This is a genomic window from Stenotrophomonas sp. HMSC10F07, assembly GCF_001807895.1.
Taxonomy (GTDB): domain Bacteria; phylum Pseudomonadota; class Gammaproteobacteria; order Xanthomonadales; family Xanthomonadaceae; genus Stenotrophomonas; species Stenotrophomonas sepilia.
The window spans coordinates 13,160-34,035 of record NZ_KV791435.1 but is presented as its reverse complement, the minus strand read 5'-3'; the positions used below and the strand labels follow the sequence as shown (position 1 = coordinate 34,035).

The 20,876-nt window shown below is 65.6% G+C and carries 17 protein-coding genes, 1 tRNA gene and 1 pseudogene; 16 read left to right on the top strand and 3 right to left on the bottom strand.

Annotation, left to right across the window (positions count from 1 at the left end):
* Nucleotides 1-164 precede the first annotated feature (164 nt).
* From folP to HMPREF3114_RS16075, 12 genes are all read left to right on the top strand, one after another.
* Nucleotides 165-1,061: a dihydropteroate synthase gene (gene folP, locus HMPREF3114_RS16130; RefSeq protein WP_053499100.1), complete on the top strand. Its 897-nt coding sequence runs from the start codon at nucleotides 165-167 to the stop codon at nucleotides 1,059-1,061.
* A complete protein-coding gene (gene miaA / locus HMPREF3114_RS16125) occupies nucleotides 1,061-2,014 on the top strand; it encodes a tRNA (adenosine(37)-N6)-dimethylallyltransferase MiaA (RefSeq protein WP_053499102.1) in 954 nt (317 codons plus the stop codon). The genes folP and miaA overlap by 1 nt, the downstream gene beginning before the upstream one ends.
* Before the next feature lie 96 nt (nucleotides 2,015-2,110).
* Nucleotides 2,111-2,386, top strand: coding sequence for an RNA chaperone Hfq (gene hfq / locus HMPREF3114_RS16120; RefSeq protein ID WP_004152891.1), 276 nt, complete (start codon nucleotides 2,111-2,113; stop codon nucleotides 2,384-2,386).
* A 14-nt stretch (nucleotides 2,387-2,400) separates the two neighbouring features.
* Nucleotides 2,401-3,711, top strand: coding sequence for a ribosome rescue GTPase HflX (gene hflX / locus HMPREF3114_RS16115; RefSeq protein ID WP_005416042.1), 1,311 nt, complete (start codon nucleotides 2,401-2,403; stop codon nucleotides 3,709-3,711).
* Between the two features lie 125 nt (nucleotides 3,712-3,836).
* Entirely contained in the window at nucleotides 3,837-4,331 is a 495-nt protein-coding gene (locus HMPREF3114_RS16110) for a CinA family protein (RefSeq protein ID WP_005416043.1), read from the top strand.
* A 34-nt stretch (nucleotides 4,332-4,365) separates the two neighbouring features.
* The gene (gene ubiB, locus HMPREF3114_RS16105) at nucleotides 4,366-6,048 is read left to right on the top strand and encodes a 2-polyprenylphenol 6-hydroxylase (RefSeq protein WP_053499129.1); all 1,683 of its coding nucleotides are present in this window, start codon (nucleotides 4,366-4,368) and stop codon (nucleotides 6,046-6,048) included.
* A gap of 208 nt (nucleotides 6,049-6,256) precedes the next feature.
* Entirely contained in the window at nucleotides 6,257-6,892 is a 636-nt protein-coding gene (lexA, locus tag HMPREF3114_RS16100) for a transcriptional repressor LexA (protein ID WP_005416045.1), read from the top strand.
* A gap of 204 nt (nucleotides 6,893-7,096) precedes the next feature.
* Nucleotides 7,097-8,134, top strand: coding sequence for a recombinase RecA (gene recA, locus HMPREF3114_RS16095; protein ID WP_005416046.1), 1,038 nt, complete (start codon nucleotides 7,097-7,099; stop codon nucleotides 8,132-8,134).
* Nucleotides 8,135-8,244: 110 nt separating this feature from the next.
* Complete coding sequence (recX, locus tag HMPREF3114_RS16090; protein ID WP_053499104.1) at nucleotides 8,245-8,736, top strand: recombination regulator RecX; 492 nt, start codon at nucleotides 8,245-8,247, stop codon at nucleotides 8,734-8,736.
* 109 nt (nucleotides 8,737-8,845) lie between these two features.
* Nucleotides 8,846-11,494 (top strand): alanine--tRNA ligase, encoded by a 2,649-nt coding sequence (gene alaS, locus HMPREF3114_RS16085; RefSeq protein WP_053499106.1) that lies wholly within the window; start codon nucleotides 8,846-8,848, stop codon nucleotides 11,492-11,494.
* 147 nt (nucleotides 11,495-11,641) lie between these two features.
* On the top strand, nucleotides 11,642-11,845 hold the full coding sequence (gene csrA / locus HMPREF3114_RS16080) for a carbon storage regulator CsrA (protein ID WP_004152909.1): 204 nt from the start codon (nucleotides 11,642-11,644) through the stop codon (nucleotides 11,843-11,845).
* Nucleotides 11,846-11,923: 78 nt separating this feature from the next.
* Nucleotides 11,924-12,016 (top strand) — tRNA-Ser (locus tag HMPREF3114_RS16075).
* 120 nt (nucleotides 12,017-12,136) lie between these two features.
* Here the strand turns inward: HMPREF3114_RS16075 and HMPREF3114_RS16070 are convergent.
* On the bottom strand, nucleotides 12,137-14,467 hold the full coding sequence (locus HMPREF3114_RS16070; RefSeq protein ID WP_070489992.1) for a TonB-dependent receptor domain-containing protein: 2,331 nt from the start codon (nucleotides 14,465-14,467) through the stop codon (nucleotides 12,137-12,139).
* A 223-nt stretch (nucleotides 14,468-14,690) separates the two neighbouring features.
* Between HMPREF3114_RS16070 and HMPREF3114_RS16065 the strand changes: the two genes are divergently transcribed.
* On the top strand, nucleotides 14,691-15,173 hold the full coding sequence (locus tag HMPREF3114_RS16065; RefSeq protein ID WP_005416092.1) for a hypothetical protein: 483 nt from the start codon (nucleotides 14,691-14,693) through the stop codon (nucleotides 15,171-15,173).
* A 113-nt stretch (nucleotides 15,174-15,286) separates the two neighbouring features.
* Here the strand turns inward: HMPREF3114_RS16065 and aceE are convergent.
* Together aceE and HMPREF3114_RS16055 are read right to left on the bottom strand one after the other, a co-directional pair.
* Nucleotides 15,287-15,580 (bottom strand): annotated as a pseudogene (gene aceE / locus HMPREF3114_RS16060) (pyruvate dehydrogenase (acetyl-transferring), homodimeric type); the annotation flags it as partial.
* Nucleotides 15,581-15,824: 244 nt separating this feature from the next.
* Nucleotides 15,825-16,124, bottom strand: coding sequence for a hypothetical protein (locus tag HMPREF3114_RS16055; protein WP_053499112.1), 300 nt, complete (start codon nucleotides 16,122-16,124; stop codon nucleotides 15,825-15,827).
* Between the two features lie 139 nt (nucleotides 16,125-16,263).
* Here HMPREF3114_RS16055 and HMPREF3114_RS16050 point away from each other — a divergent pair, with 139 nt between their 5' ends.
* The 3 genes from HMPREF3114_RS16050 to HMPREF3114_RS16040 all read left to right on the top strand — a co-directional run bounded on the left by HMPREF3114_RS16050 (nucleotide 16,264) and on the right by HMPREF3114_RS16040 (nucleotide 20,873).
* On the top strand, nucleotides 16,264-16,779 hold the full coding sequence (locus HMPREF3114_RS16050) for an RNA polymerase sigma factor (RefSeq protein WP_053499113.1): 516 nt from the start codon (nucleotides 16,264-16,266) through the stop codon (nucleotides 16,777-16,779).
* Nucleotides 16,776-17,798 (top strand): FecR family protein, encoded by a 1,023-nt coding sequence (locus HMPREF3114_RS16045; RefSeq protein WP_053499115.1) that lies wholly within the window; start codon nucleotides 16,776-16,778, stop codon nucleotides 17,796-17,798. The genes HMPREF3114_RS16050 and HMPREF3114_RS16045 overlap by 4 nt, the downstream gene beginning before the upstream one ends.
* Nucleotides 17,799-17,939: 141 nt before the next feature.
* Nucleotides 17,940-20,873 (top strand): TonB-dependent receptor, encoded by a 2,934-nt coding sequence (locus tag HMPREF3114_RS16040; RefSeq protein WP_053499117.1) that lies wholly within the window; start codon nucleotides 17,940-17,942, stop codon nucleotides 20,871-20,873.
* The last annotated feature ends 3 nt before the right edge of the window (nucleotides 20,874-20,876 follow it).

Here is a 20,876-nt window from a genome sequence, read left to right as displayed (position 1 = left end):
ATCGAGCCCCCAAGGATGGGTTTACGGCGTGTCCTGCAGCCCCCCACCGTCCCGCCAGACCATCAGCAATCCAGAGCCGCATTGGCTTTGGCCGTTGCCTCTGCGGGTGCAGGGCGCCGCCCTGCCGAACTAAACTACCCGCCGTTGTTCCAGCAGGATTACCGATGTTCGATACCTCGCCCCAGCTCGATTGCGCCGGCCGCATCCTGCGCCTCGACCGTGCCCAGGTCATGGGCATCGTCAACGTCACCCCGGACTCGTTTTCCGATGGCGGCGCGCACGACACCACCGAGGCCGCAATCGCTCATGGCCTGAAGCTGGTCGAGGAGGGCGCGGACCTTCTCGATATCGGCGGCGAATCGACCCGCCCGGGCGCCACGCCGGTATCGGTCGAGGAGGAGCTGGGCCGGGTGATTCCGGTGATCGAGCAGCTGGCGGCCCGGACCCATGTGCCGATCAGCATCGACACCTTCAAGCCGGAAGTGATGCGCGCGGCCGTGGCCGCTGGCGCCGGCATGATCAACGACATCTTCGGCCTGCGTCAGGAGGGTGCGCTCGAGGCCGCTGCGGAAACCGGCGTGCCGGTGGTGCTGATGCACATGCAGGGCGAACCGGGCCACATGCAGGCCGATCCGCACTACGACGATGTGGTCGGCGAGGTGCACGGCTTCCTGGTGCAGCGCCTGTTCGCTGCCGAGATGGCAGGCATCGCGAGGAAGAACCTGCTGATCGACCTCGGTTTCGGCTTCGGCAAGACCACCGGGCACAACATGACCCTGCTGGCGCGTTCGGAGCGCTTTCTGGAACTGGGCGTGCCGATGCTGGCCGGCCTGTCGCGCAAGCGCAGTCTCGGTGAACTGACAGGTCGCGATACGCCGTCCGAGCGGGTAGCGGCCTCGGTGGCCGCGCACCTGATCGCGGTCCAGCGTGGCGCGCGCATCGTACGCGTGCATGACGTGGCGGCCACAGTTGATGCGCTGAAGATCTGGCAGGCGGTGCAAGCCGTACCGACGCCGCGCGCCGACGCTGCGCCGACGATCCGCTGGCCGGACGAAGACTGATGGGTATCGATCGGCGGCCACTGGCGATCGCCGTGATGGGGCCGACCGCCAGTGGCAAGACCGCCACTGCGATCGCCCTGGCACGGCAGCTGGATGGCGAAATCGTCAGCGTCGACTCGGCACTGGTGTACCGCCACCTGGACATCGGTTCGGCCAAGCCCGATGCGACGGAGCGCGCGCAGGCGCCGCACCATCTGCTGGACCTGCGTGACCCCTGGCAGACCTACTCGGCGGCCGAGTTCGCCGCCGATGCCGGGCGGGTCGTGGCCGACATCGTGGCGCGTGGCAGGACGCCGATCCTGGCCGGTGGCACTGGCCTGTACTTCCGGGCGCTGCTGCAGGGCCTGTCGCCGATGCCGGAGGCCGACCCGGCAATGCGCGAAGCGCTCAGCGCCGAGGCGGCCGAGCGTGGCTGGGCGGCACTGCACGCCGAGCTGGCCAAGGTCGACCCGGCCGCCGCCGCACGCATCCATGCGACCGATCCGCAACGCATCCAGCGGGCGCTGGAGGTCTATCGCCTGACCGGTATCCCCATTACTGAATGGCAGCGCCGGCCGGGCGTAGCGCCATTGCCGGTGCGCACCCTCAAGCTGATCCTCGCTCCACGCGACCGTGCGGTTCTGCACCAGCGCATCGAGGCGCGCTTCGACGCCATGCTGGGGCAGGGGTTTCTCGACGAGGTGCGGGCATTGCGCGCGATGCCGGAAATGGCAGCCGTGGAGGCGCCGTTGGACCTGCCGGCAGTGCGCGCGGTCGGCTATCGGCAGGCCTGGGAGTACCTGGACGGGGAGGGTGATGCCGCCCGTTTCCGTGACAAGGCGATCTTCGCCACCCGGCAACTGGCCAAGCGCCAGCTGACCTGGCTGCGCGGCGAGCTTGATGCGCGCTGGTTCGATCCCCATGTTGATGGGGAGCGCCTGGCCAGCGCGGTGTCGACCTTCGTCGCACGCTGAATCCCCGCCAGCCGTGTAACATCATCGGTCGGCGGGCGGCTCGGGGGCCGCGGCAACCGTCGGCAACCCAATAAGAACAATAATCAGGAGTGTGCAATGTCCAAGGGGCAATCGCTGCAGGATCCTTTCTTGAACGCACTGCGGCGCGAACGCGTGCCGGTTTCGGTGTACCTGGTGAACGGCATCAAGCTGCAGGGCACGATCGAGTCGTTCGACCAGTTCGTGGTCCTGCTGCGCAACACGGTCAGTCAGATGGTCTACAAGCACGCCATTTCCACCGTCGTTCCGGCACGCAACGTGAAGGTCGGTCCGGGCGGTGGTTACGTGCAGTCGGGTGAAGGCGGTCAGGCAGGTGATGAAGCAGACGAGTAATACCGGAGCGGTGAATGTTTGACCGCTCGAAAAAGGGTGAACACGCCCTGTTGATCCAGCCCCATTTCGGCAAGCTGGAAGACGATGTGCTCGAAGAATTCGGTGATCTGGCCCGCTCGGCCGGGGCCAGCATCGCCGCGACGATCACTGCGCGCCTGGACCGTCCGAATCCGTCGACCCTGATCGGCAGCGGCAAGCTGGACGAGATCAAGGCTGCGGCCGACGCCAGCGGGGCCGACCTGATCCTGGTCAACCATGCATTGAGCCCGGGCCAGGAACGCAACCTGGAACGTTTCCTCGAGCGCCGGGTGATCGACCGCACCGGCCTGATCCTGGACATCTTCGCCCAGCGTGCGCACAGCCACGAAGGCAAGCTGCAGGTCGAACTGGCACAGCTGCGCCACCTGGCTACGCGGCTGGTGCGCGGCTGGACCCATCTGGAGCGCCAGCGCGGCGGTTCGATCGGCCTGCGCGGACCGGGTGAAACCCAGCTGGAAACTGACCGCCGCCTGCTGCAGAAGCGGGTGGAGCAGCTGCAGAAGCGCCTGGAAAAGGTCGAAGTGCAGCGCACCCAGATGCGCCGTGCGCGTGTGCGCAGCGAGCTGCCGCGCGTGGCCCTGGTGGGCTACACCAACGCCGGCAAGTCGACCCTGTTCAACGCCATGACCGGCGCTGAGGCCTATGCCGCCGACCAGCTGTTCGCAACGCTGGATCCGACCGTGCGCCGCATCGCGGTGCCGGGGGGCAACGTGGTGCTGGCCGATACCGTCGGTTTCGTCCGCGATCTGCCGCATGATCTGGTCGCGGCGTTCCGCTCGACCTTGTCCGAGGCGCGCGAGGCCGACTTCCTGCTGCATGTGGTCGACGCTGCCGATCCGCACCGCGAGGAGCGCATCGCCCAGGTCGACGAGGTGCTGACCGCAGTCGGTGCCGGTGACCTGCCGCAATTGCTGGTGTTCAACAAGATCGACCGCATCGACGGTGCCGACGTGCGCCACGATGGCCAGGACGGTATCCCGGATGAGTCGCGTCGTGAGCGGGTGTGGATTTCCGCGCGTGACGGGCGGGGGCTGGAGCTGCTGCAGGCGGTGCTGGGCAAGCGCCTGGGCCTGCAGCATGTCACCGGCGAACTGCGCCTGCCGCCGGATGCCGGCCGCCTGCGCGCGCGACTGCACCAGCTGGAAGTGATCCGCAGCGAGCAGGCTGATGAGGAAGGCTGGCTGCTGCATGTCGACTTGCCGATTGCCGAAGCCGAGAAGCTGGCCGCCAGTGCCGACGGCGCACCGATCCGGGCGCTGCTGCCGGAGAAACTGCCGGAGTGGTGAGGTAGCACCTGGCAGGGCCGGCGAGTGCCGGCCGCCGGCCGGCAGCGCAACCGTCCCGGATGGGCGCGACATCTGCCTGTCATCTGCGGTACAACGTGCAGGTTCTTCACCCCACCGTCATGCCGATGTCCATCCCCACCGACGCTGAACTCAATATCCAGTCCGCCGCGCTTGGGCAGCGCCTCGAGCAGGCCTCGCTGCAGCTGGTGACCGCTGAAAGCTGCAGTGGTGGCTGGATTGCAAAGTGCATGACCGACATCGCAGGGTCGTCGGCATTCTTCGACTGCGGCATGGTGGTCTACAGCTACGAAGCCAAGCAGCGCCTGCTCGGCGTGCGCGCACAAACGCTGGAGCAGTTTGGCGCAGTCAGCCGCGAAACCGTGCTGGAAATGGTTTCCGGTGCGCTGGTCAACTCGGGGGCCGGCATCGCGGTGGCAGTGACCGGCATCGCCGGTCCCGGCGGCGGCAGCCCTGGGAAGCCGGTCGGCAGCGTCTGGATCGGCTGGAAGCGGCGCGGCGGCTACGCCCGCGCCGAGCTGTTCCAGTTCGAGGGCGACCGCGAAGCCATCCGCCGGCAAACCGTGGCGGCGGCATTGCGCGGCATCGACGCCCAGCTGTGACATGCTGCTCCGGTAATCGTCCGGAGCACGCATGATGTGGGAAACGTTGGGCACGGTCCGTGACCTGGGCCGACTGCAGGAAATTGCGGTTGTCCTGATCCGCTATGGTTTCGGTGACGTGGTGCGGCGCATCGGCCTGGCCACCACGCTGGAGCGCGCTGGGCGCCTGCTGCACTGGAACGAGGATCGCCAGGAACTGCTGCGGATGACCGCGCCGGTGCGCGTACGCAGCGCGATGCAGGATCTCGGCCCGACCTTCGTCAAGCTCGGTCAGGTGCTGGCGACGCGCGTCGACCTGCTGCCGCCGGAATGGATCGCTGAACTGTCCGAGCTGCAGAACGCGGTACCCGCGCTGCCGTATGCCGATATCCGCGAGCAGCTGGAGGCCGACCTGGGCGCCTCGCCTGCAGACGTGTTCGCCTTCCTCGATGAAATCCCGATGGCCGCCGCCTCGCTGGCGCAGGCCCATCGCGCGCGCCTGCATGACGGCCGCGAGGTGGTGCTGAAGGTACGGCGCCCGGGTATCCGCGACGTGGTCGAGGCCGACCTGCGGTTGCTGGCACGCCTGGCCGAAATCGTCGAGGCGCGGCTGCCGGACCTGCGCCGCTATCGTCCGGCCGAGGTCGTGCAGCAGTTCACCGTGTCGCTGCGACGCGAGCTGGATTTCGCCGCCGAATGCCGCAACGCCGAACGCATCGCACGCAACTTCAACGGCCGTGACGACATCCTGATCCCCAGCGTGCACTGGCAGTGGACCTGTGAAAGCCTGAATGTGCAGGACTTCGTCGACGGCATTCCCGGGCGTGACCTGGCCGGCGTCGATGCGGCGGGCCTGGACCGGCGCGAACTGGCTCGGCGCGGTGCCGGCATCGTGCTCAAGATGGTGCTGGAGGACGGCTGCTTCCACGCCGACCCGCACCCCGGCAACATCTTCTACCTGCGTGACGGCCGCATCGGCGTGATTGACTTCGGCATGGTCGGCGCGTTGTCCGAAGTGCGCCGCTTCCAGGTCGCGCAGCTGCTGCACGGGCTGGTCGAGCAGGACCCGCAGAGCGTGGCCGATGTGCTGCTGGACTGGGCCGGCGGCGTGGAAGTGGACGAGAACCGCCTGCAGCACGACATCAGCCAGTTCGTCGACCAGTATCGCGGCGTGCCGCTGAAGGACCTGCGCATCGGCCTGATGCTGGGCGATATCACCCAGCTGCTGCGCAGCTACAGCCTGACCCTGCCGGCCGATCTGGCGCTGATGATCAAGGCCTTCCTGACCCTGGAAGGCATGGGGCGCCAGCTGGACCCGGATTTCGACATGGCCAGTGCCGCGCGCCCGTTCCTGGAACGGGTGGTGCTGCAGCGCTATGCGCCCAAGGCGCTGCTCAAGCGTGGCCGACGCAGCCTGCTGGGCCTGGTCGACTTCGCCGGGGAACTGCCGCGCGACCTGCGCAAGCTGGTCCAGGCGGCACGCCGCGGCCGCCTCCAGCTGAAGGTGGAAACCACTGCGCTGCAGGGCTTTGGCGAACAGGTGAATCGGGCAGCGAACCGGCTGGTGATGGGTATCGTCACCGCCGCGCTGATCATCGGGTCCTCGATCGTGATGCACAGCGTTGGCGGGGTCTCCAGTCGCTGGCTGCTGGCACTGGGCGTGTGCGGCTTCATCGGCGCGGGCTTCTGCGGCGTGTGGATCCTGTTCTCCATATGGAGGAGCGGCAAGCACACATAGTGTGCTTGCCGCAGCGGTTCCCCATCGGAACCGTGGAATCGCTGCGCGATTCCTGTAGGGCCGGCCGCTGGTCGGCTGCTCTTGCTTTTGCCTTTGCCGCCCGGCCATTGGCCCAACTGCCGAGCATGGCTCGGCACTACAGATCCCATCACCTGTTTGTCGTACCCGGCACTTGCAGTTGTGTGCGTTAGTAGTAATACTACTAACCATGGACCTGACCGACACCCAGCAGGCGATCCTGCAGTTGATCGCCGAGCGTATCGAGAGCGAAGGCGCACCGCCGTCGCAGACTGAAATCGCACGCGCGTTCGGCTTCAAGGGCGTGCGTGCGGCCCAGTACCACCTGGAAGCCCTGGAGCAGGCCGGTGCGATCCGTCGCATCCCGGGCCAGGCTCGCGGCATCCGCCTGGTGCAGGCACCGCCGGTCGAAAAGCTGGCCGAGCCGGGCCTTCCGGACAGCGTGCTGCGCTTGCCGGTGCTGGGCCGGGTCGCTGCCGGCTTGCCGATCGGTGCCGACATCGGCTCCGACGATTTCGTGGTGCTGGACCGGGTGTTCTTCTCGCCGGCGCCGGACTACCTGCTGAAAGTGCAGGGCGACTCGATGATCGATGAGGGCATCTTCGACGGTGACCTGATCGGCGTGCACCGCACCCGCGACGCCCGTTCCGGGCAGATCGTGGTGGCCCGCATCGATGACGAGATCACCGTCAAGCTGCTGAAGATCGCCAAGGACCGCATCCGCCTGCTGCCGCGCAATCCCGATTACAAGCCGATCGAGGTGCTGCCGGACCAGGATTTTGCGATCGAAGGCCTCTATTGCGGCCTGCTTCGGCCCAATCGTTGACCCGCTCCATGGTGCATTACCCCGCGGTCTTTTGTGGCGATTCTCTGGTTCCACTGAGGTTGGTACGGATGTCCGATAATTCTTTTCAGAGCGCCGGGCAGAATCTCAGCCTGTGCGATACGTCCGACTTAAAGTGAACCCATGGCAAAGAAGACCCCCAAAGACAGCACCCCCAACGACATGACCTCTGCAAGGACCAATACGATGGACGAGAACAAGAAGCGCGCCTTGGCTGCTGCTCTGGGCCAGATCGAGAAGCAGTTCGGCAAGGGCTCGGTGATGCGCATGGGCGACCGCGTGGTCGAGCCCGTCGAAGCCATCCCGACCGGTTCGCTGATGCTCGACATCGCACTGGGCATTGGCGGTCTGCCGAAGGGCCGTGTCGTTGAGATCTACGGGCCGGAATCCTCGGGCAAGACCACCCTGACTCTGCAGGCCATCGCCGAATGCCAGAAGATGGGCGGTACCGCGGCCTTCATCGATGCCGAGCACGCGCTTGACCCGATCTACGCCGCGAAGCTGGGCGTGAACGTGGACGACCTGCTGTTGTCGCAGCCGGACACCGGTGAGCAGGCGCTGGAAATCGCCGACATGCTGGTCCGTTCGGGCTCGGTTGACATCCTGGTGGTCGACTCGGTCGCCGCGCTGACCCCGAAGGCCGAAATCGAAGGCGAAATGGGTGACCAGCTGCCGGGTCTGCAGGCCCGCCTGATGAGCCAGGCGCTGCGCAAGCTGACCGGCAACATCAAGCGTTCGAACACCCTGGTGATCTTCATCAACCAGCTGCGCATGAAGATCGGCGTGATGATGCCGGGCCAGAGCCCGGAAACCACCACCGGCGGCAACGCGCTGAAGTTCTACGCCTCGGTCCGCCTGGACATCCGCCGTATCGGTGCGATCAAGAAGGGCGATGAGATCATCGGCAACCAGACCAAGATCAAGGTCGTCAAGAACAAGCTGGCGCCTCCGTTCAAGCAGGTCATCACCGAGATCCTGTACGGCGAAGGCATCAGCCGCGAGGGCGAACTGATCGACATGGGCGTGGATGCCAAGCTGGTCGAGAAGGCCGGCGCCTGGTACAGCTACGGTGAAGAGCGCATTGGCCAGGGCAAGGACAATGCCCGCGGCTACCTGCGCGACAACCCGACCGTCGCCGCCAAGCTCGAGGCCGAGCTGCGTGAGAAATTCCAGCCGGCCGAAGCGGCCCGCGAGGAAGGCGACGACGAAGGCGACGACGAGTAAGGCTTGCTGTGGGGCAGGGCGGCGCCGTCAGTGACGTCGCCCTGTCCCGCAGGTTCGAATCGCCCAGGGATGGGCAGGGCGCCAAGGACGGCGCCACCCTTGGAGCATCGATGTCCGACGCCGAAGACATTCCTACCGGCCGCAAGCGCCGGCAGCGTGAGCAGACTCCCGTACAACGGGCGCTGGGCCTGCTGGTCCGCCGCGAGCACTCGCGCAAGGAACTCACCCGCAAGCTGACCGCCCGTGGCGTCGAAGACGAAGCCGCGCAGGCCGCTGTCGCCAAGCTGACCGAAGCGGGCTGGCAGGATGACACCCGTTTTGCTGAGAACCTGGTGCGGATGCGCGCCAATACGGGTTATGGCCCGATCCATGTCCGCGCCGAGCTGGGCACCCATGGCCTGGACAGTGCCGCGATTGCCGCGGCGATGGACAGTTACGATGGCGACTGGCAGGAAAATGCCCGTGATCTGGTCCGCCGGCGCTTTGGCGAGGCCGGTCCGCAGGACCTGACGCAGCGGCGCAAGGCCGCCGATCTGCTGGCCCGACGGGGTTTCGACGGCGACAGCATCCGCCGTGCGACCCGCTACGACCCGGATGACTGAGACTGGCGGCGCCGGGCCTGATACCCTTTAGGTTTTCGGCGCTCCCTCGCGACCCTGGCCAACACGGCCGGTGGTCCGGGTCCGCCGGCCCGCAGACTGCCAGCCCCCAATGAACGCATCCGCCAAATTCACGACATCCCAGATCCGCAGCGACTTCCTTGAATTCTTCAAGGGCAAAGGCCACACCATCGTGCCCTCGGCGCCGCTGGTGCCGGGCAATGATCCGACCCTGCTGTTCACCAACTCCGGCATGGTGCAGTTCAAGGACGTGTTCCTTGGCGCGGAGAAGCGTAGCTACGTGCGCGCGGCCGACGTGCAGCGCTGCCTGCGCGCGGGCGGCAAGCACAACGATCTCGACCAGGTCGGCTACACCGCACGCCACCACACCTTCTTCGAAATGCTGGGCAACTGGTCGTTCGGCGACTACTTCAAGAAGGACGCGATCGCCTGGGCCTGGGAACTGCTGACCCAGGTCTGGAAGCTGCCGGCCGAACGCCTGTTGGTCACCGTCTACCAGACCGATGACGAAGCGTACGAGCTGTGGCGCGACATGGTCGGCGTACCGGAAGAGCGCATCGTGCGCATCGGCGACAACAAGGGCGCACCGTTTGCCTCGGACAACTTCTGGCAGATGGCCGACACCGGCCCGTGCGGCCCGTGCACCGAGATCTTCTACGACCACGGTGACCATATCGCCGGTGGCCCCCCGGGTTCCCCGGATGAAGACGGCGACCGCTTCATCGAAATCTGGAACCTGGTGTTCATGCAGTTCGACCGCCAGCCCGACGGCACCCTGGTGCCACTGCCGGCGCCGTGCGTGGATACCGGCATGGGCCTGGAGCGCCTGGCGGCGATCCTGCAGCACGTGCACACCAACTATGAGATCGACCTGTTCCAGGCGCTGATCCGCAAGGCCTCCGAGCTGACCGGCACCGCCGACCTGGAGAACAAGTCGCTGCGCGTGATTGCCGACCACATCCGCGCCTGCTCGTTCCTGATCGTCGACGGCGTGCTGCCGTCCAACGAAGGCCGGGGTTACGTGCTGCGCCGTATCATCCGCCGCGCCCTGCGCCACGGCTGGATGCTGGGCGTGCGCCAGCCGTTCTTCAGCAAGCTCGTGCCGACACTGGTCGAGCAGATGGGCGAGGCCTATCCGGAACTGCCGGCTGCGGTGGACACTGTCACCCGTGCGCTGCAGGCCGAGGAAGAGCGTTTCGCCGAAACCCTCGATGCCGGCATGAAGATCTTCGAAGACGTGGCCGGCAAGGCCAGCAATGGCGTGATCCCGGGCGTTGACGCCTTCCGCCTGTATGACACCTATGGCTTCCCGCTCGACCTGACCCAGGACATCGCCCGCGAGCGCGACCTGACCGTCGACATCGCCGGCTTCGATGCCGCGATGGAGCAGCAGCGCGAGACCGCGCGCGCGGCCGGCAAGTTCGGTGGCGGCGTGACCCTGCCAGCCGAGCTGGTGGCGACCCTCAGCCCGACCCAGTTCCTGGGCTATGACCGCCTGCAGGCCGACGGCCTGAGCGTGCTGGCCCTGCTCAAGGACGGTCGTCCGGTGCAGTCGGCCGATGCGGGTGACGCAGTCATCGTCATCACCAACCAGACCCCGTTCTACGCCGAGTCCGGCGGCCAGGTCGGCGACACCGGCGTGCTGACCGGCAACGGCGTTCGCCTGGTGGTGGAAGACACCCAGAAGTTCGCCGGCCAGTTCCATGGCCATGTCGGCACCCTGTCCGAAGGCGGCCTGAAGGTCGGCGACGTGCTGTCCGGCCAGGTCGATGGCGAGCGCCGTGGCGCCACCATCCTCAACCACTCGGCCACCCACCTGCTGCACGCCGCGCTGCGCGAAGTGCTGGGCACTCACGTGCAGCAGAAGGGCTCGCTGGTCGCGCCGGACCGCCTGCGCTTCGACTTCTCGCACTTCCAGCCGATCAGTGCCGACGAACTGGCGGTGATCGAGCGCAAGGTCAACCAGCAGGTGCGCGCCAACAACGCCGCCGAAGTGCACACCATGGGCATGCAGGAAGCGCTGGACTTCGGCGCGATGGCCTTGTTCGGCGAGAAGTACGGCGAGCACGTGCGCGTGCTGAAGATGGGTGACTACTCCACCGAGCTGTGCGGTGGTACCCACGTCAACCGTACCGGCGACATCGGCCTGTTCAAGATCACCTCCGAGGGTGGCGTCTCCGCGGGCGTGCGCCGCATCGAGGCCGTCACCGGCCAGGGCGCGCTGGACTACGTGGACGCCGAAGAGGCCCGCCTGGCCGAGGCCGCTGAGCTGCTCGGTGGCAGCGCTGCCGACGTGGTCGAGAAGATCCGTGCCCTCGGCCAGCGCCAGAAGCAGCTGGAGCGCGAACTGGAAGGCGTGAAGGCCAAGGTTGCTGCGGGTGCCACGGCCGACCTGTCCGGCCAGGCCGTCGAGGTTGCTGGCGTGAAGGTGCTGGCCGCCCGTCTGGAGGGCTTCGACGCCAAGGCCCTGCGTGACGCCATGGACCGCCTCAAGCAGCAGCTGGGCGACGCGGTGATCGTGCTGGCCGGCGCCCAGGACGGCAAGGCCGCCCTGGTCGCAGGCGTGAACGGCAGCGCAATGGGCAAGGTCAAGGCCGGGGAACTGTTGTCCCATATCGCCGGTCAGATCGGGGGCAAGGGCGGCGGACGCCCGGACCTCGCCCAGGGTGGTGGCGAGGACGGGCCCGCCCTTGCCACTGCGCTGGCTGCAGTCGTCGAATGGGTCAGCCCCCGCCTGTGATGAACCTGGCCGTCCCCCTCCTTGTAGGAGCGGGACGGCTGACGGTACCATTGCGAATCTTTTCCCTTTGTCGTGGTAGCGCTTCTTGACGGAGCGTCAAGCCGGTGGGGGATACCCTTCCACACGGTTCCATGGAGACTTACAAAAATGTTGATCCTGACTCGCCGCGTCGGCGAAACCCTGATGATCGGAGACTCGGTGAGCGTCACCGTGCTTGGCGTCAAGGGTAACCAGGTGCGTATCGGCATCACCGCGCCGAAGGACGTCGCTGTCCATCGCGAAGAGATCTATCAGCGCATCCAGCGTGGTGATGAAGCCGGTGGCACCGGTAGCGAAAATTCTGCCGAATAACGCTTTACCTTCGCACTCGATTAACGTTATGATTCACGCCCCGCTGAGGTGCAACGCACCAGACGCGGAGAAAACCCCGGAGTGATGCCCGAGTGGCCGAAGGGGCTCCCCTGCTAAGGGAGTATAGGGTCAAAAGCTCTATCGAGGGTTCGAATCCCTCTCACTCCGCCAGATACAAAGAAGCGCCTGCAGATCATCGATCTGCAGGCGTTTTTCTTTGCACGGATGCAGGGTCCCGGCGTGCCATCCAGCGATCATTGATCGCTGGATGGTGGCCGAATCAGGCTCTCCTCAGAGCTTTAGCGTCACACCCACCTGGAAGCCCCGCCCCGGCAGTGGCGCGATGTATTTCAGTGGCGAGTTGTGTGGACGCGCTTCCTCATTGAGCAGGTTGCTGCCGTTGACGAACACTTCCATGCCGGCGATGTAGCTGCTGCGCACCGGCAGTTCGCGGCTGACCTGCAGGTCAACCAGGTTGAACGCATCCAGCGGGATCTCCTCGCTGACGTTGCGGCCGAGGTACTCCTGCGTGTCGTAGTAGGTGCTCGACAGCTGCGCCTTCCAGCCTTCGCGCTGCCATTGCAGGTTGGCGCCGTAGCGGTTGGTCGGCATGTTCGGCAGGTACTCGCCATCGTTGTGGGCGCGCAGCGGATCGGGGTGGTCGGCCTTGTTCTTCACCAGATCGGCGAAGGCAGAGATGTTCAACGTGCCATAGCGGCCCAGGTCAAGTGCCTGCGATGCGTCGATCTCGAAACCCTTCACCGTGGTGTCGGTCTGCTTCCAGTACTTGAGCGGCAGACGGTTGGCGGTCTGCAGGCCGGAATGGCCGAGGTAGAGATAGTTCTCGTACTTCATCCGGTAAGCAGTGGCCGACAGTTCGAAGCCGCCGATGTGGAACAGGCCGGTCAGCTCCAGGTTCTTCGCGCGCTCCGGCTTGAGGTTCTGGTTGCCTTCTTCCTGGGTCATCACCGAATAGTGTGCGTTGCTGGCATACAGCTCGTTGATCTCCGGTGCGCGCTGCGAGGATGCGTAGCGCACCTTGGCGGCGAACAGAGGACCGAGCTCGACACGGGAGCCCACGCTGTAGCTGTTGAGCCGGTAGGAACGGTCCTGCAGCTTGGTATTGGCGGCGTTGCGTGCGGTCCTGAAGCGGCTGGGCTGCAGCTCGTGGTCGACGCGCTCGTGGCGCACACCTGCATCGAAGGTGGCCCAGCCGACGTCCAGTGCCTCTTTCAGGAACACCGCGTTGCTGCGGGTGTCGACGTCGGGCAGGTAGCGCAGTGAACCGCCGCCGGTGACCTGTCGCGACTGGTGGCTGAAGCCGAGCAGGCCGCTGAGCGGCCCGAGCCGCAGGTGACTGAGCAGCAGTTCGACCTGGCTGCTTTCGAAGTCGTAGTCATTGGCCCGGGTGCTGCCCAGGTGCTCTCCCGAAGTGTTGTCCAGCCTGGAAACTCGCAGCTCCGCGCGTTCGAACCACGGCAGCGGATCGCGCAACAGGGCTTCCAGTGCGTAGCGTTCCTGTTTGATCACCACGCCCACCGGCAGGCCATCGGCATCGGTGGAACCGAACGACAGATTCTGCATCGAGAAGCCCGGCACGCCGTACTCGCTGTCCTTGGCATCGATGCTGACACCCACGTAGCCACGGTCGAAAAACAGCGTCGAGCCGAAGGCCACCTGCGAGTTGCGTGCGTAGCTGTTGCCCAGCCGGTGATGGTAGTCGGGCGTGACATCGTTGTTGATCTGCTTCTGCACGTACGACGGTGTGCCGGGCACGTAGGCGGGGTTGACCGGATTGATGTAGGTGCGGCGCTGCCAGACCGAGGTCGGGTTGTTGATGTAGAACGAAAAGTCACCATCGGCCCAGTCCGGGTTCTCGGTCATGAACTGGTCGATGTACGGCTGCGAGGCCTTGTTGTAGATCTGCTGGACGCGCGCCTCTTTCTGGCAGCTGTCGGCCAGCGCCGAGTTGACGCCGCCGGTCGGCGGGAACAGGCGGGTGTTGCAGACGTCGGATTTGCTGTTGCCCGGGATGTCGTAGTGCGAGATGCGCTGGCGCGAGACCTGCAGGTTGGTCGAGAGGTTGCGCTGGTTGTTGAAGTTCATGCGGAAGCCCTGCGCGTCGGCGGCATTGAAGCCCTTGCGCAGGATCAGTTCCATCGACTGCTCCTTGTCTCCCATGCGGCGCGGGACCAGGCCCGAATCGATCTCCACGCTGCCGCCGATCGCATTGCCGCCATAGCGCACGGCGTCCGAGGACTTGTTGACGGTGACGCTGCGCACGAACAGTGGATCGAACGGAATGTTGATGTCGCCGCTGATCGCGTTCATGCCGAGGATGGACTGGCCATCCTGCAGGATCTGCACGCGGTTGCCGCTGAGGCTGCGGATGACGGGGGCGCCCGCGTTCGGCCCGAAGGCGCTGCTCTGCACGCCGGAGACATGTTCGAGCACGCTTCCGAGGGTACGGTTCTGCGCCTGTGGATTATCGACGGTGACCCGGCTGTCGATGCGCGAGAGCGGGGAGGCCTGGACCTGGAGGGTGGGAAGGGTAGGCGCGTCCGCAGCGTGGGCGGTGTGGACAGCGAGCAGGATGGCGGCAGCAAGCAGGTGGCGACGCATAGCAGGACTCGTGAAATAGGCGTGAAATGTTATAACGTCACAATCTGTACCGACAAGGACGTGATGAGGCCTTGCCGCCAGACCTGAATCGCGGGAGGCGCGAACGAGGTTGCCGCGCGTTCAGCGCCCTGCCTTGTGCGGGGCCCCGATGCTGTGCACGATCCGAAGCGCTGCGCCCCACAACGCGTCACGCAGCACCTTCTTCACTGGAACGGAGCAACGTATGAAGCTGTTGTCCGCCGTGTTGTTGTGTGCGTGTTCGCTGCCGGCCGGGTCGGCGCTGGCCGTGGAAGCGTCCCCGTCGCCGCTGCTGGGGCGCTGGTCGCTGGACACCGCGACCTCGGCACTACCCGAGGCGCAGCGTCCGAAGCAGGTGGTGCTGGAGTTCAAGGACGCCGGCGGTGGCCGCTGGAGCTCACACGTGGATATCGTCCTGCACGACGGCAAGACCATGAAGTCCGACGGCACGTTGGCGCTGGATGGCACGCCGGGTGCCCTGTCCGGCACCTACGGCGCGGACAAGGCAAACCTGAAACTGCCGGCCCCGAATACGCTGGTGATGCAGTTGGTGGATCACGGGACGCCCGCCTCCACCCGCATCTACACCGTGGCGGATGACCGGGCGACGATGACCGAGACCAAGGCGTTCTACGGCCACGACGGCACGCCGATCCTGCAGACCAATCTGTTCAAGCGCATGCCGTAGCGATGCTGCGTTCACCAGGCTCGCACAACGGGCGTGGTGAACGCAGCCGCCTTACACCGCGGCCGGATCGTGCTTGCCAGTGTCGATGCCGTACTTGTCGATCGCGTCCTGTATCCAGCACGCAGCACCATCACCATCGCGTTCCAGCGGATCATTGCGTTCAGGCGGCGCTCGATGGCCAGGTCACCGGGATAGGGCGGCTGGCGTTCGGGCGGGATGGTATTGACGTAGGCCGTCCATGCGCGGGTATGCAGGTCGCCGTGCTGTTGCGCGTCCAGATCGCTCAGCTGGTTGATCAGGTAGTGCGCGCGTGGCCGGCCACCGGCCTGCATCACCGCCTCCAGCGATTCACACCACTCCCGCGTTTCCAGCGGGTCGGTATCGAAGGGGATCAGGGCTTGGTTCATGACTGTCTCCAGAGGGCGCCGTTTGGACGTCTGCCTGAGCGACAACACCATCAGGGCGCACAGTACTGGAGCGGGGTCGCAACGGTAATGCCGTGACGCGAAGGGCGACCGTGGCGGCCACCGAGAAGACAAGCGTAGGCCTGGCCCCGCGGCTTCGATAGGCGGGCCCGGCTTGGGTCTCTGGCAAGCAAGGGTTGGTGCCGGGCGCCGCATCATGCGCGGATGCACTGCGTACCGCCGCTGATCAGGCCGGGTACAGTCCAGGCAGGAACATCGGGATGACCGCCACGCCGGCGCACAGCAGGCACCAGGCGACGATGGGCAGCCAGCGCGCCAGACGCTGGGCCGGTTCTGGTACGCGACCGCCGCCGATCCACAGCAGCAGCGTGAGCACGCCCAGTGCATAGGCGAGGGCGACGATCACCGGATGCACATGGATGACCCGGCTGGGCGGCCACATCTGCTGCTGGTAGGCGGTGGTGTGGGCGACCAGCAGCAGGAACAGCAGGCTGCTGAAGGTGTGGATGGCGGTGCGTGCGTTCATTGCTGGGCACTCCTTGTGCCGGCTGCCGGGACATTGCAGGGGCGGCATTCTAGCGGCTGCCTGCCGGTCGTTGAAACGCCACTGTCATCGATGGCAGTCACCCTGCTGGGCTTTCCAGCCTCGGGGTGGTTGGCCGGCCGTGAACAGCGTGAGGATCTGGGAGAAGAGCTACGAACTGCGGCGCCGGCTGCTGCGTGGCTTCTTCCTGCGTCGCGGTTCGGCCAGCGAAGATGCCGAAGACCTGGCGCAGGAGGTCTATCTGCGGCTGCTGCGCAGCACCGGCGAGGATGCCGACGCGGTCCAGAACCCGGAAGCCTACCTGTTCACCGTGGCGGCCAACCTGGCGCGCGAACATGCACGAGCGCGGTCGTCGCTACCGCCGCTCGAGGACGTCGATCTGCTGGCCGAAGTGCTGAAAAGCGAAGAAGACATCGAGGTCGAATTCGAGCGTGCGCAGCGCTGGAACGATATCCGCAGCACCATCGCGCGGTTGCCGGCGACCACGCGCCGGGTGATGGAGCTGCACTACCGCGACGGGCTGGACTGCCCGGGAATCAGCCAGCAGCTGCAGGTGTCGGTGCACATGGTGCGCAAGCATATCGGCAAGGGGCTGGAGGCCTGCAGGAAGGCACTGGGCGCCAGGGAGCTCACATGAATCGGTATCCATCACGCAGGCCTGACGACGCGATCGAACGTGAGGCGGCGCACTGGTTCCTGTGCAATCGCGAGGGAGGGCTGGACAAGGCCGGGCGTGTCGCGTTCCTCGACTGGATGAAGCGCTCGCCCGAGCATGTTCGCGCCTACATGCGCGCGCTCGCGTTGCACCGGCAGGTGGGCGAGGCGCTGCAATCGCCGTTGGCTGATGCGGCGCTGGTGCCACCGCAGCAGGTCGCCGCCAAGGTGGTGCCGCTGTTCGGTCGTGCGCACGCGCCGCCCCGCGCCGCGCTGCGTCGCGGTCGCGTGCGCTGGTGGACGGTCTCTGCCGCGGCCTGTGTTGCCCTGCTCGGCGTGGGCCTGGTTTCGCAGATGATGCCCACCCAGCAGCTCTACAGTGCCGGGCATGGTGAACTCCGCGACCTGGTGCTGCCCGACCAGACCCAGGTGCGGCTCAACGCGGACAGCCGACTGCGGGTACGCATGAGCTGGTTCAGTCGAAGGGTGGAGCTGCTGCAGGGGGAGGCCACGTTCGACATCGCCCGCGACCGCCGTCCGTTCGAGGTGGAAGTGAACGGCCTGGAGATCCGGGATATCGGCACTGTATTCGATGTATCGCGACGGCTGCAGAGCACCCGCATCGGCGTGGTCTCCGGCGAGGTCGAGGTCTGGAGCCAGGGCGCGGGTGCCCGCCGCCTGGCCCAGCTGGAGCAGGGCCGGGTGGTGCAGGTCGATGCGCGAAGCCATGCCGTCGAGTCAGTGGACATGCCGCTGTCGATGCTGCTGGACTGGCAGCAGCGCAAAGTGTCCTTCCTCGATGAGCGGCTGGACGAGGTAGCAGCTGCCTTCAACCGGCACAACCGGGTGCAGGTGCGCGTGCTGGACGAAGGCGCAGCATCGGCACGGTTGTCCGGCAGCCTTGATGCGCATCGCATCGGTGCGCTGCAGGCCTTCCTCGAACGCGACCCACGCTTCGTGGTGAGGCGCGAAGGCGACACAGTGCGGGTCGGCAGTCGCTGAGGCCCGCGCGGTGGTGGGCTGTCAGAAAAAATTCATCGAATCCGCGTTCTCCACTTCGGTGGATGCGGGCTCTTACTTGGGAGAAGCCGCTGCCGAGCCACGCAGCGGCGCCTGCTGCCTTCTCTCTTCCAAGGACCCGTGATGCGCAACACGCTCTACCTGTCGATCATCCTCGCCCTGTCTCCCTGCAGCGTGCCAATGGCGGCCGCGGCCGCTGCCGATGGCCTTGAAGCCCGCGTGTCGGCGCCGATCGCGGCGCAACCGCTGGCCCGTGCACTTGAGCAGTTGTCGCGCAGTTCCGGCGTGCAGTTCCTGTACTCGGGTAGCGGTGAAGCGCACATGGCCGGGGCTGTGCCACGTGGCGCCACCGTCAAGCAGGCGTTGGACGCACTGCTGGCGGGTACCGGCCTGGGCTACACCGTGGTGGATGGCAATGTCATCGCCATCGACCCGGCCCCCGTGCACGACGCGCCCAAGCCAGCCGTACCGAAGCCGCGCGAAGCCGAGGCGATGGTCACGCCGACGCTGGGCACGGTGAAGGTGATTGCCGCGCATGAGGTGATCGACCAGAAGAAGACCTCGCCGGTGATCAAGGATTCGGTGGTCTACGACGAGATGGACAGCTACGGCGACGAGACCCTGGCCGAGAGCCTGATGGCCGCTCCAGGCCTGAGTGCGGTGGAGGATGCTGGTGAGCCACGTTACGTGACGGTACGCGGCGTGCAGGCCAACCTCAACTACACCACCATCGATGGCATCGCGATTGCCAGCGTGGGTGGCAGTGGCTCCGGGGAGCGCATGAACAACCTGCAGCTGATTCCCAGCGACATCGGCACCCGTACCGACATCTACAAGAGCTTCAGCGCGGAGCAGGCACCGGATGCGATCGGCGGTGTGATCGACATCATCAGCCGCAGTGCTTTCGACCGGTCGGGCAGGTACGTGTTTGCCGACGTGGCAGGCATCTATTCCACAGCCGAGACCAACGTCGAGCGCAGCGCTGGCGGCAACCACGAGACCCTGGGCCATTTCGGCAAGAGCGCCAAGATGGTGTTCTCCGACCAGTTCGGCGCCGACCAGGAGTTCGGCATCGTTGCGGTGGCACGCTATGAGCAGCGTTCACGCAACAGCGTCAAGCGCTGGGTGGAGTCGAACTACTACTACAACGACGCTGGAAAATACCTCACCGACGGCACCACGGGTCCGGACGAGGCCAAGGGCTGGAACGGCCTGCGTGCGCCTGGCAACTTCAGCACCGGCACCTATACCAACTTCATCACCAACTTCGGTGGCTCCGCCAAGCTTGAGTGGAAGCCCTCGGATGATCCGTTCTACGCATCGCTGCTGCTGTACTCGTACCGGTTCTACGAGAACTCGACGATGAACAAGACGGATCTGTATGGAAACGCCAAGTTTCCGATCCGCAACCAGACCGAGGACAGCGGCACCACGCAGATCAACAGCATCTACATCAAGAACCGCCACGACCGCTGGGACCGCAGCAACCGTGGCGCCATCGCCAGCTTCAACTGGGACATCGGCGACCGTTCGCGCCTGACCCTGCGCGGTGGCCACACCGAAGAGACCTTCCATAACAGCCAGGTCTACTGGGGAGTGCGCGCCTACCCGAGCAATCTGTTCGTCGACTACGAAAACGACAGCCACGGTTTCCCAAATGCGGTGGCGGTTTCCGATTCCAGCCTGCTGACCAGCTCCGCGTTCAAGCTCAATCCGGCGCAGGCCTATGTCTCCCCACGCGATGCCAAGGAGAGCATCGACAACCTGCGCGCGGACTTCAGCTACAACATCGACGCCGATGCGCGTGGCTTCGGCCTGGCCACCGGTGCCGAGTACCGCCACCTGAAGATCTGGCAGGACATCGACTTCGACTACTTCAGGAGCAGCGCCACGCTCAACGACTACCTTTACCCGGGGTCGACGCTGCTGGGCAGCGTGCCGGGCTTCCCGCTGATCGATAACCGCAAGTGGACCGAGGAACTGCTGCCGAAACTGGGCAACAACAATGCGGCGTATCCGAATGCCAACTTCACCAGCGACTACAAGTACGTGGAGGACATCACCAATGCCTATGTGTCCGCTCACTATGCCTGGGACCGGCTGCTGCTGATCGGCGGCCTGCGTTACGACCACACCCGCTTCGATGCCTACAGCCCGTTCAGCGATGATGGAGGCACCACGTACACCTCCGCCTTCCGCAACACGAGCGGTGGCTACAACAACCTGCTGCCGTCTTTGAATGCGACGTTCAAGCTGAGCGAGGAGCAGCGCCTGCGCTTTTCCGCCAGTCGCACGCTGGGCCGGCCGACGCCGAGCAACATCGCCCAGGCCACCAGCACCAGCTGTGGCGATGACGAGGAGGGCAGGGGCTTCTGCAGCATCAAGCAGGGCAACGCCAACCTGCAGCCGCGTCGTTCAACCAACATCGACCTGGCGTGGGACCTGTACTTCAACGGCAACAATGGCCTGGTCTCGGTGGCGCTGTTCGACAAGGTGATCAAGGACGATATCTACACCCTGACCACGTTCGAGAACGTGGGGGACACCCGCTACCGGGTCACCCAGCCGATGAACACCGACGAGTCGAAGCTGCGTGGCGTCGAGTTCGCGGTGGCCAATCGCAATCTGCAGTGGGGCCGCCAGCGCTTCGACATGTACTTCAATGCAACCCGGCTGGAAGGCCAGACCAACTACCGCATCAGCGACGGCACCGAGCGTCGCCTGGATCGCCTGCTGTACCAGCCGGACTGGTCGCTCAATGGTTCGGTGATCTGGCGCATGCCATGGAGGAGCGCCCAGCTGCGCCTGTCCGGAACCTACCGCAGCCGGATGCTGGTCGACTTCGGTGACACCGAATGGCTGGATTCGTACTACGACCCATACCTGACGTTCAACATGGCTTTCAGCCACAAGGTCGGCAAGCACGTGACGCTGAAGTACGAGGCCAAGAACCTGTTCAACACCCAGCCAACCTACAGCACCGGTCCGAACGGGCGTTTCCGAACCGAGATCGACGACTACGGCCGCTTCTTCTACTTCCACATCATCTACAACTGAGGG

Bases quoted from the DNA above. Each gene is read 5' to 3' on its own strand.
- folP (WP_053499100.1), top strand. From the start codon at position 165: ATGTTCGATACCTCGCCCCAGCTCGATTGCGCCGGCCGCATCCTGCGC.
- miaA (WP_053499102.1), top strand. From the start codon at position 1,061: ATGGGTATCGATCGGCGGCCACTGGCGATCGCCGTGATGGGGCCGACC.
- hfq (WP_004152891.1), top strand. From the start codon at position 2,111: ATGTCCAAGGGGCAATCGCTGCAGGATCCTTTCTTGAACGCACTGCGG.
- hflX (WP_005416042.1), top strand. From the start codon at position 2,401: ATGTTTGACCGCTCGAAAAAGGGTGAACACGCCCTGTTGATCCAGCCC.
- HMPREF3114_RS16110 (WP_005416043.1), top strand. From the start codon at position 3,837: ATGTCCATCCCCACCGACGCTGAACTCAATATCCAGTCCGCCGCGCTT.
- ubiB (WP_053499129.1), top strand. From the start codon at position 4,366: ATGTGGGAAACGTTGGGCACGGTCCGTGACCTGGGCCGACTGCAGGAA.
- lexA (WP_005416045.1), top strand. From the start codon at position 6,257: ATGGACCTGACCGACACCCAGCAGGCGATCCTGCAGTTGATCGCCGAG.
- recA (WP_005416046.1), top strand. From the start codon at position 7,097: ATGGACGAGAACAAGAAGCGCGCCTTGGCTGCTGCTCTGGGCCAGATC.
- recX (WP_053499104.1), top strand. From the start codon at position 8,245: ATGTCCGACGCCGAAGACATTCCTACCGGCCGCAAGCGCCGGCAGCGT.
- alaS (WP_053499106.1), top strand. From the start codon at position 8,846: ATGAACGCATCCGCCAAATTCACGACATCCCAGATCCGCAGCGACTTC.
- csrA (WP_004152909.1), top strand. From the start codon at position 11,642: ATGTTGATCCTGACTCGCCGCGTCGGCGAAACCCTGATGATCGGAGAC.
- HMPREF3114_RS16070 (WP_070489992.1), bottom strand. From the start codon at position 14,467: ATGCGTCGCCACCTGCTTGCTGCCGCCATCCTGCTCGCTGTCCACACC.
- HMPREF3114_RS16065 (WP_005416092.1), top strand. From the start codon at position 14,691: ATGAAGCTGTTGTCCGCCGTGTTGTTGTGTGCGTGTTCGCTGCCGGCC.
- HMPREF3114_RS16055 (WP_053499112.1), bottom strand. From the start codon at position 16,124: ATGAACGCACGCACCGCCATCCACACCTTCAGCAGCCTGCTGTTCCTG.
- HMPREF3114_RS16045 (WP_053499115.1), top strand. From the start codon at position 16,776: ATGAATCGGTATCCATCACGCAGGCCTGACGACGCGATCGAACGTGAG.
- HMPREF3114_RS16040 (WP_053499117.1), top strand. From the start codon at position 17,940: ATGCGCAACACGCTCTACCTGTCGATCATCCTCGCCCTGTCTCCCTGC.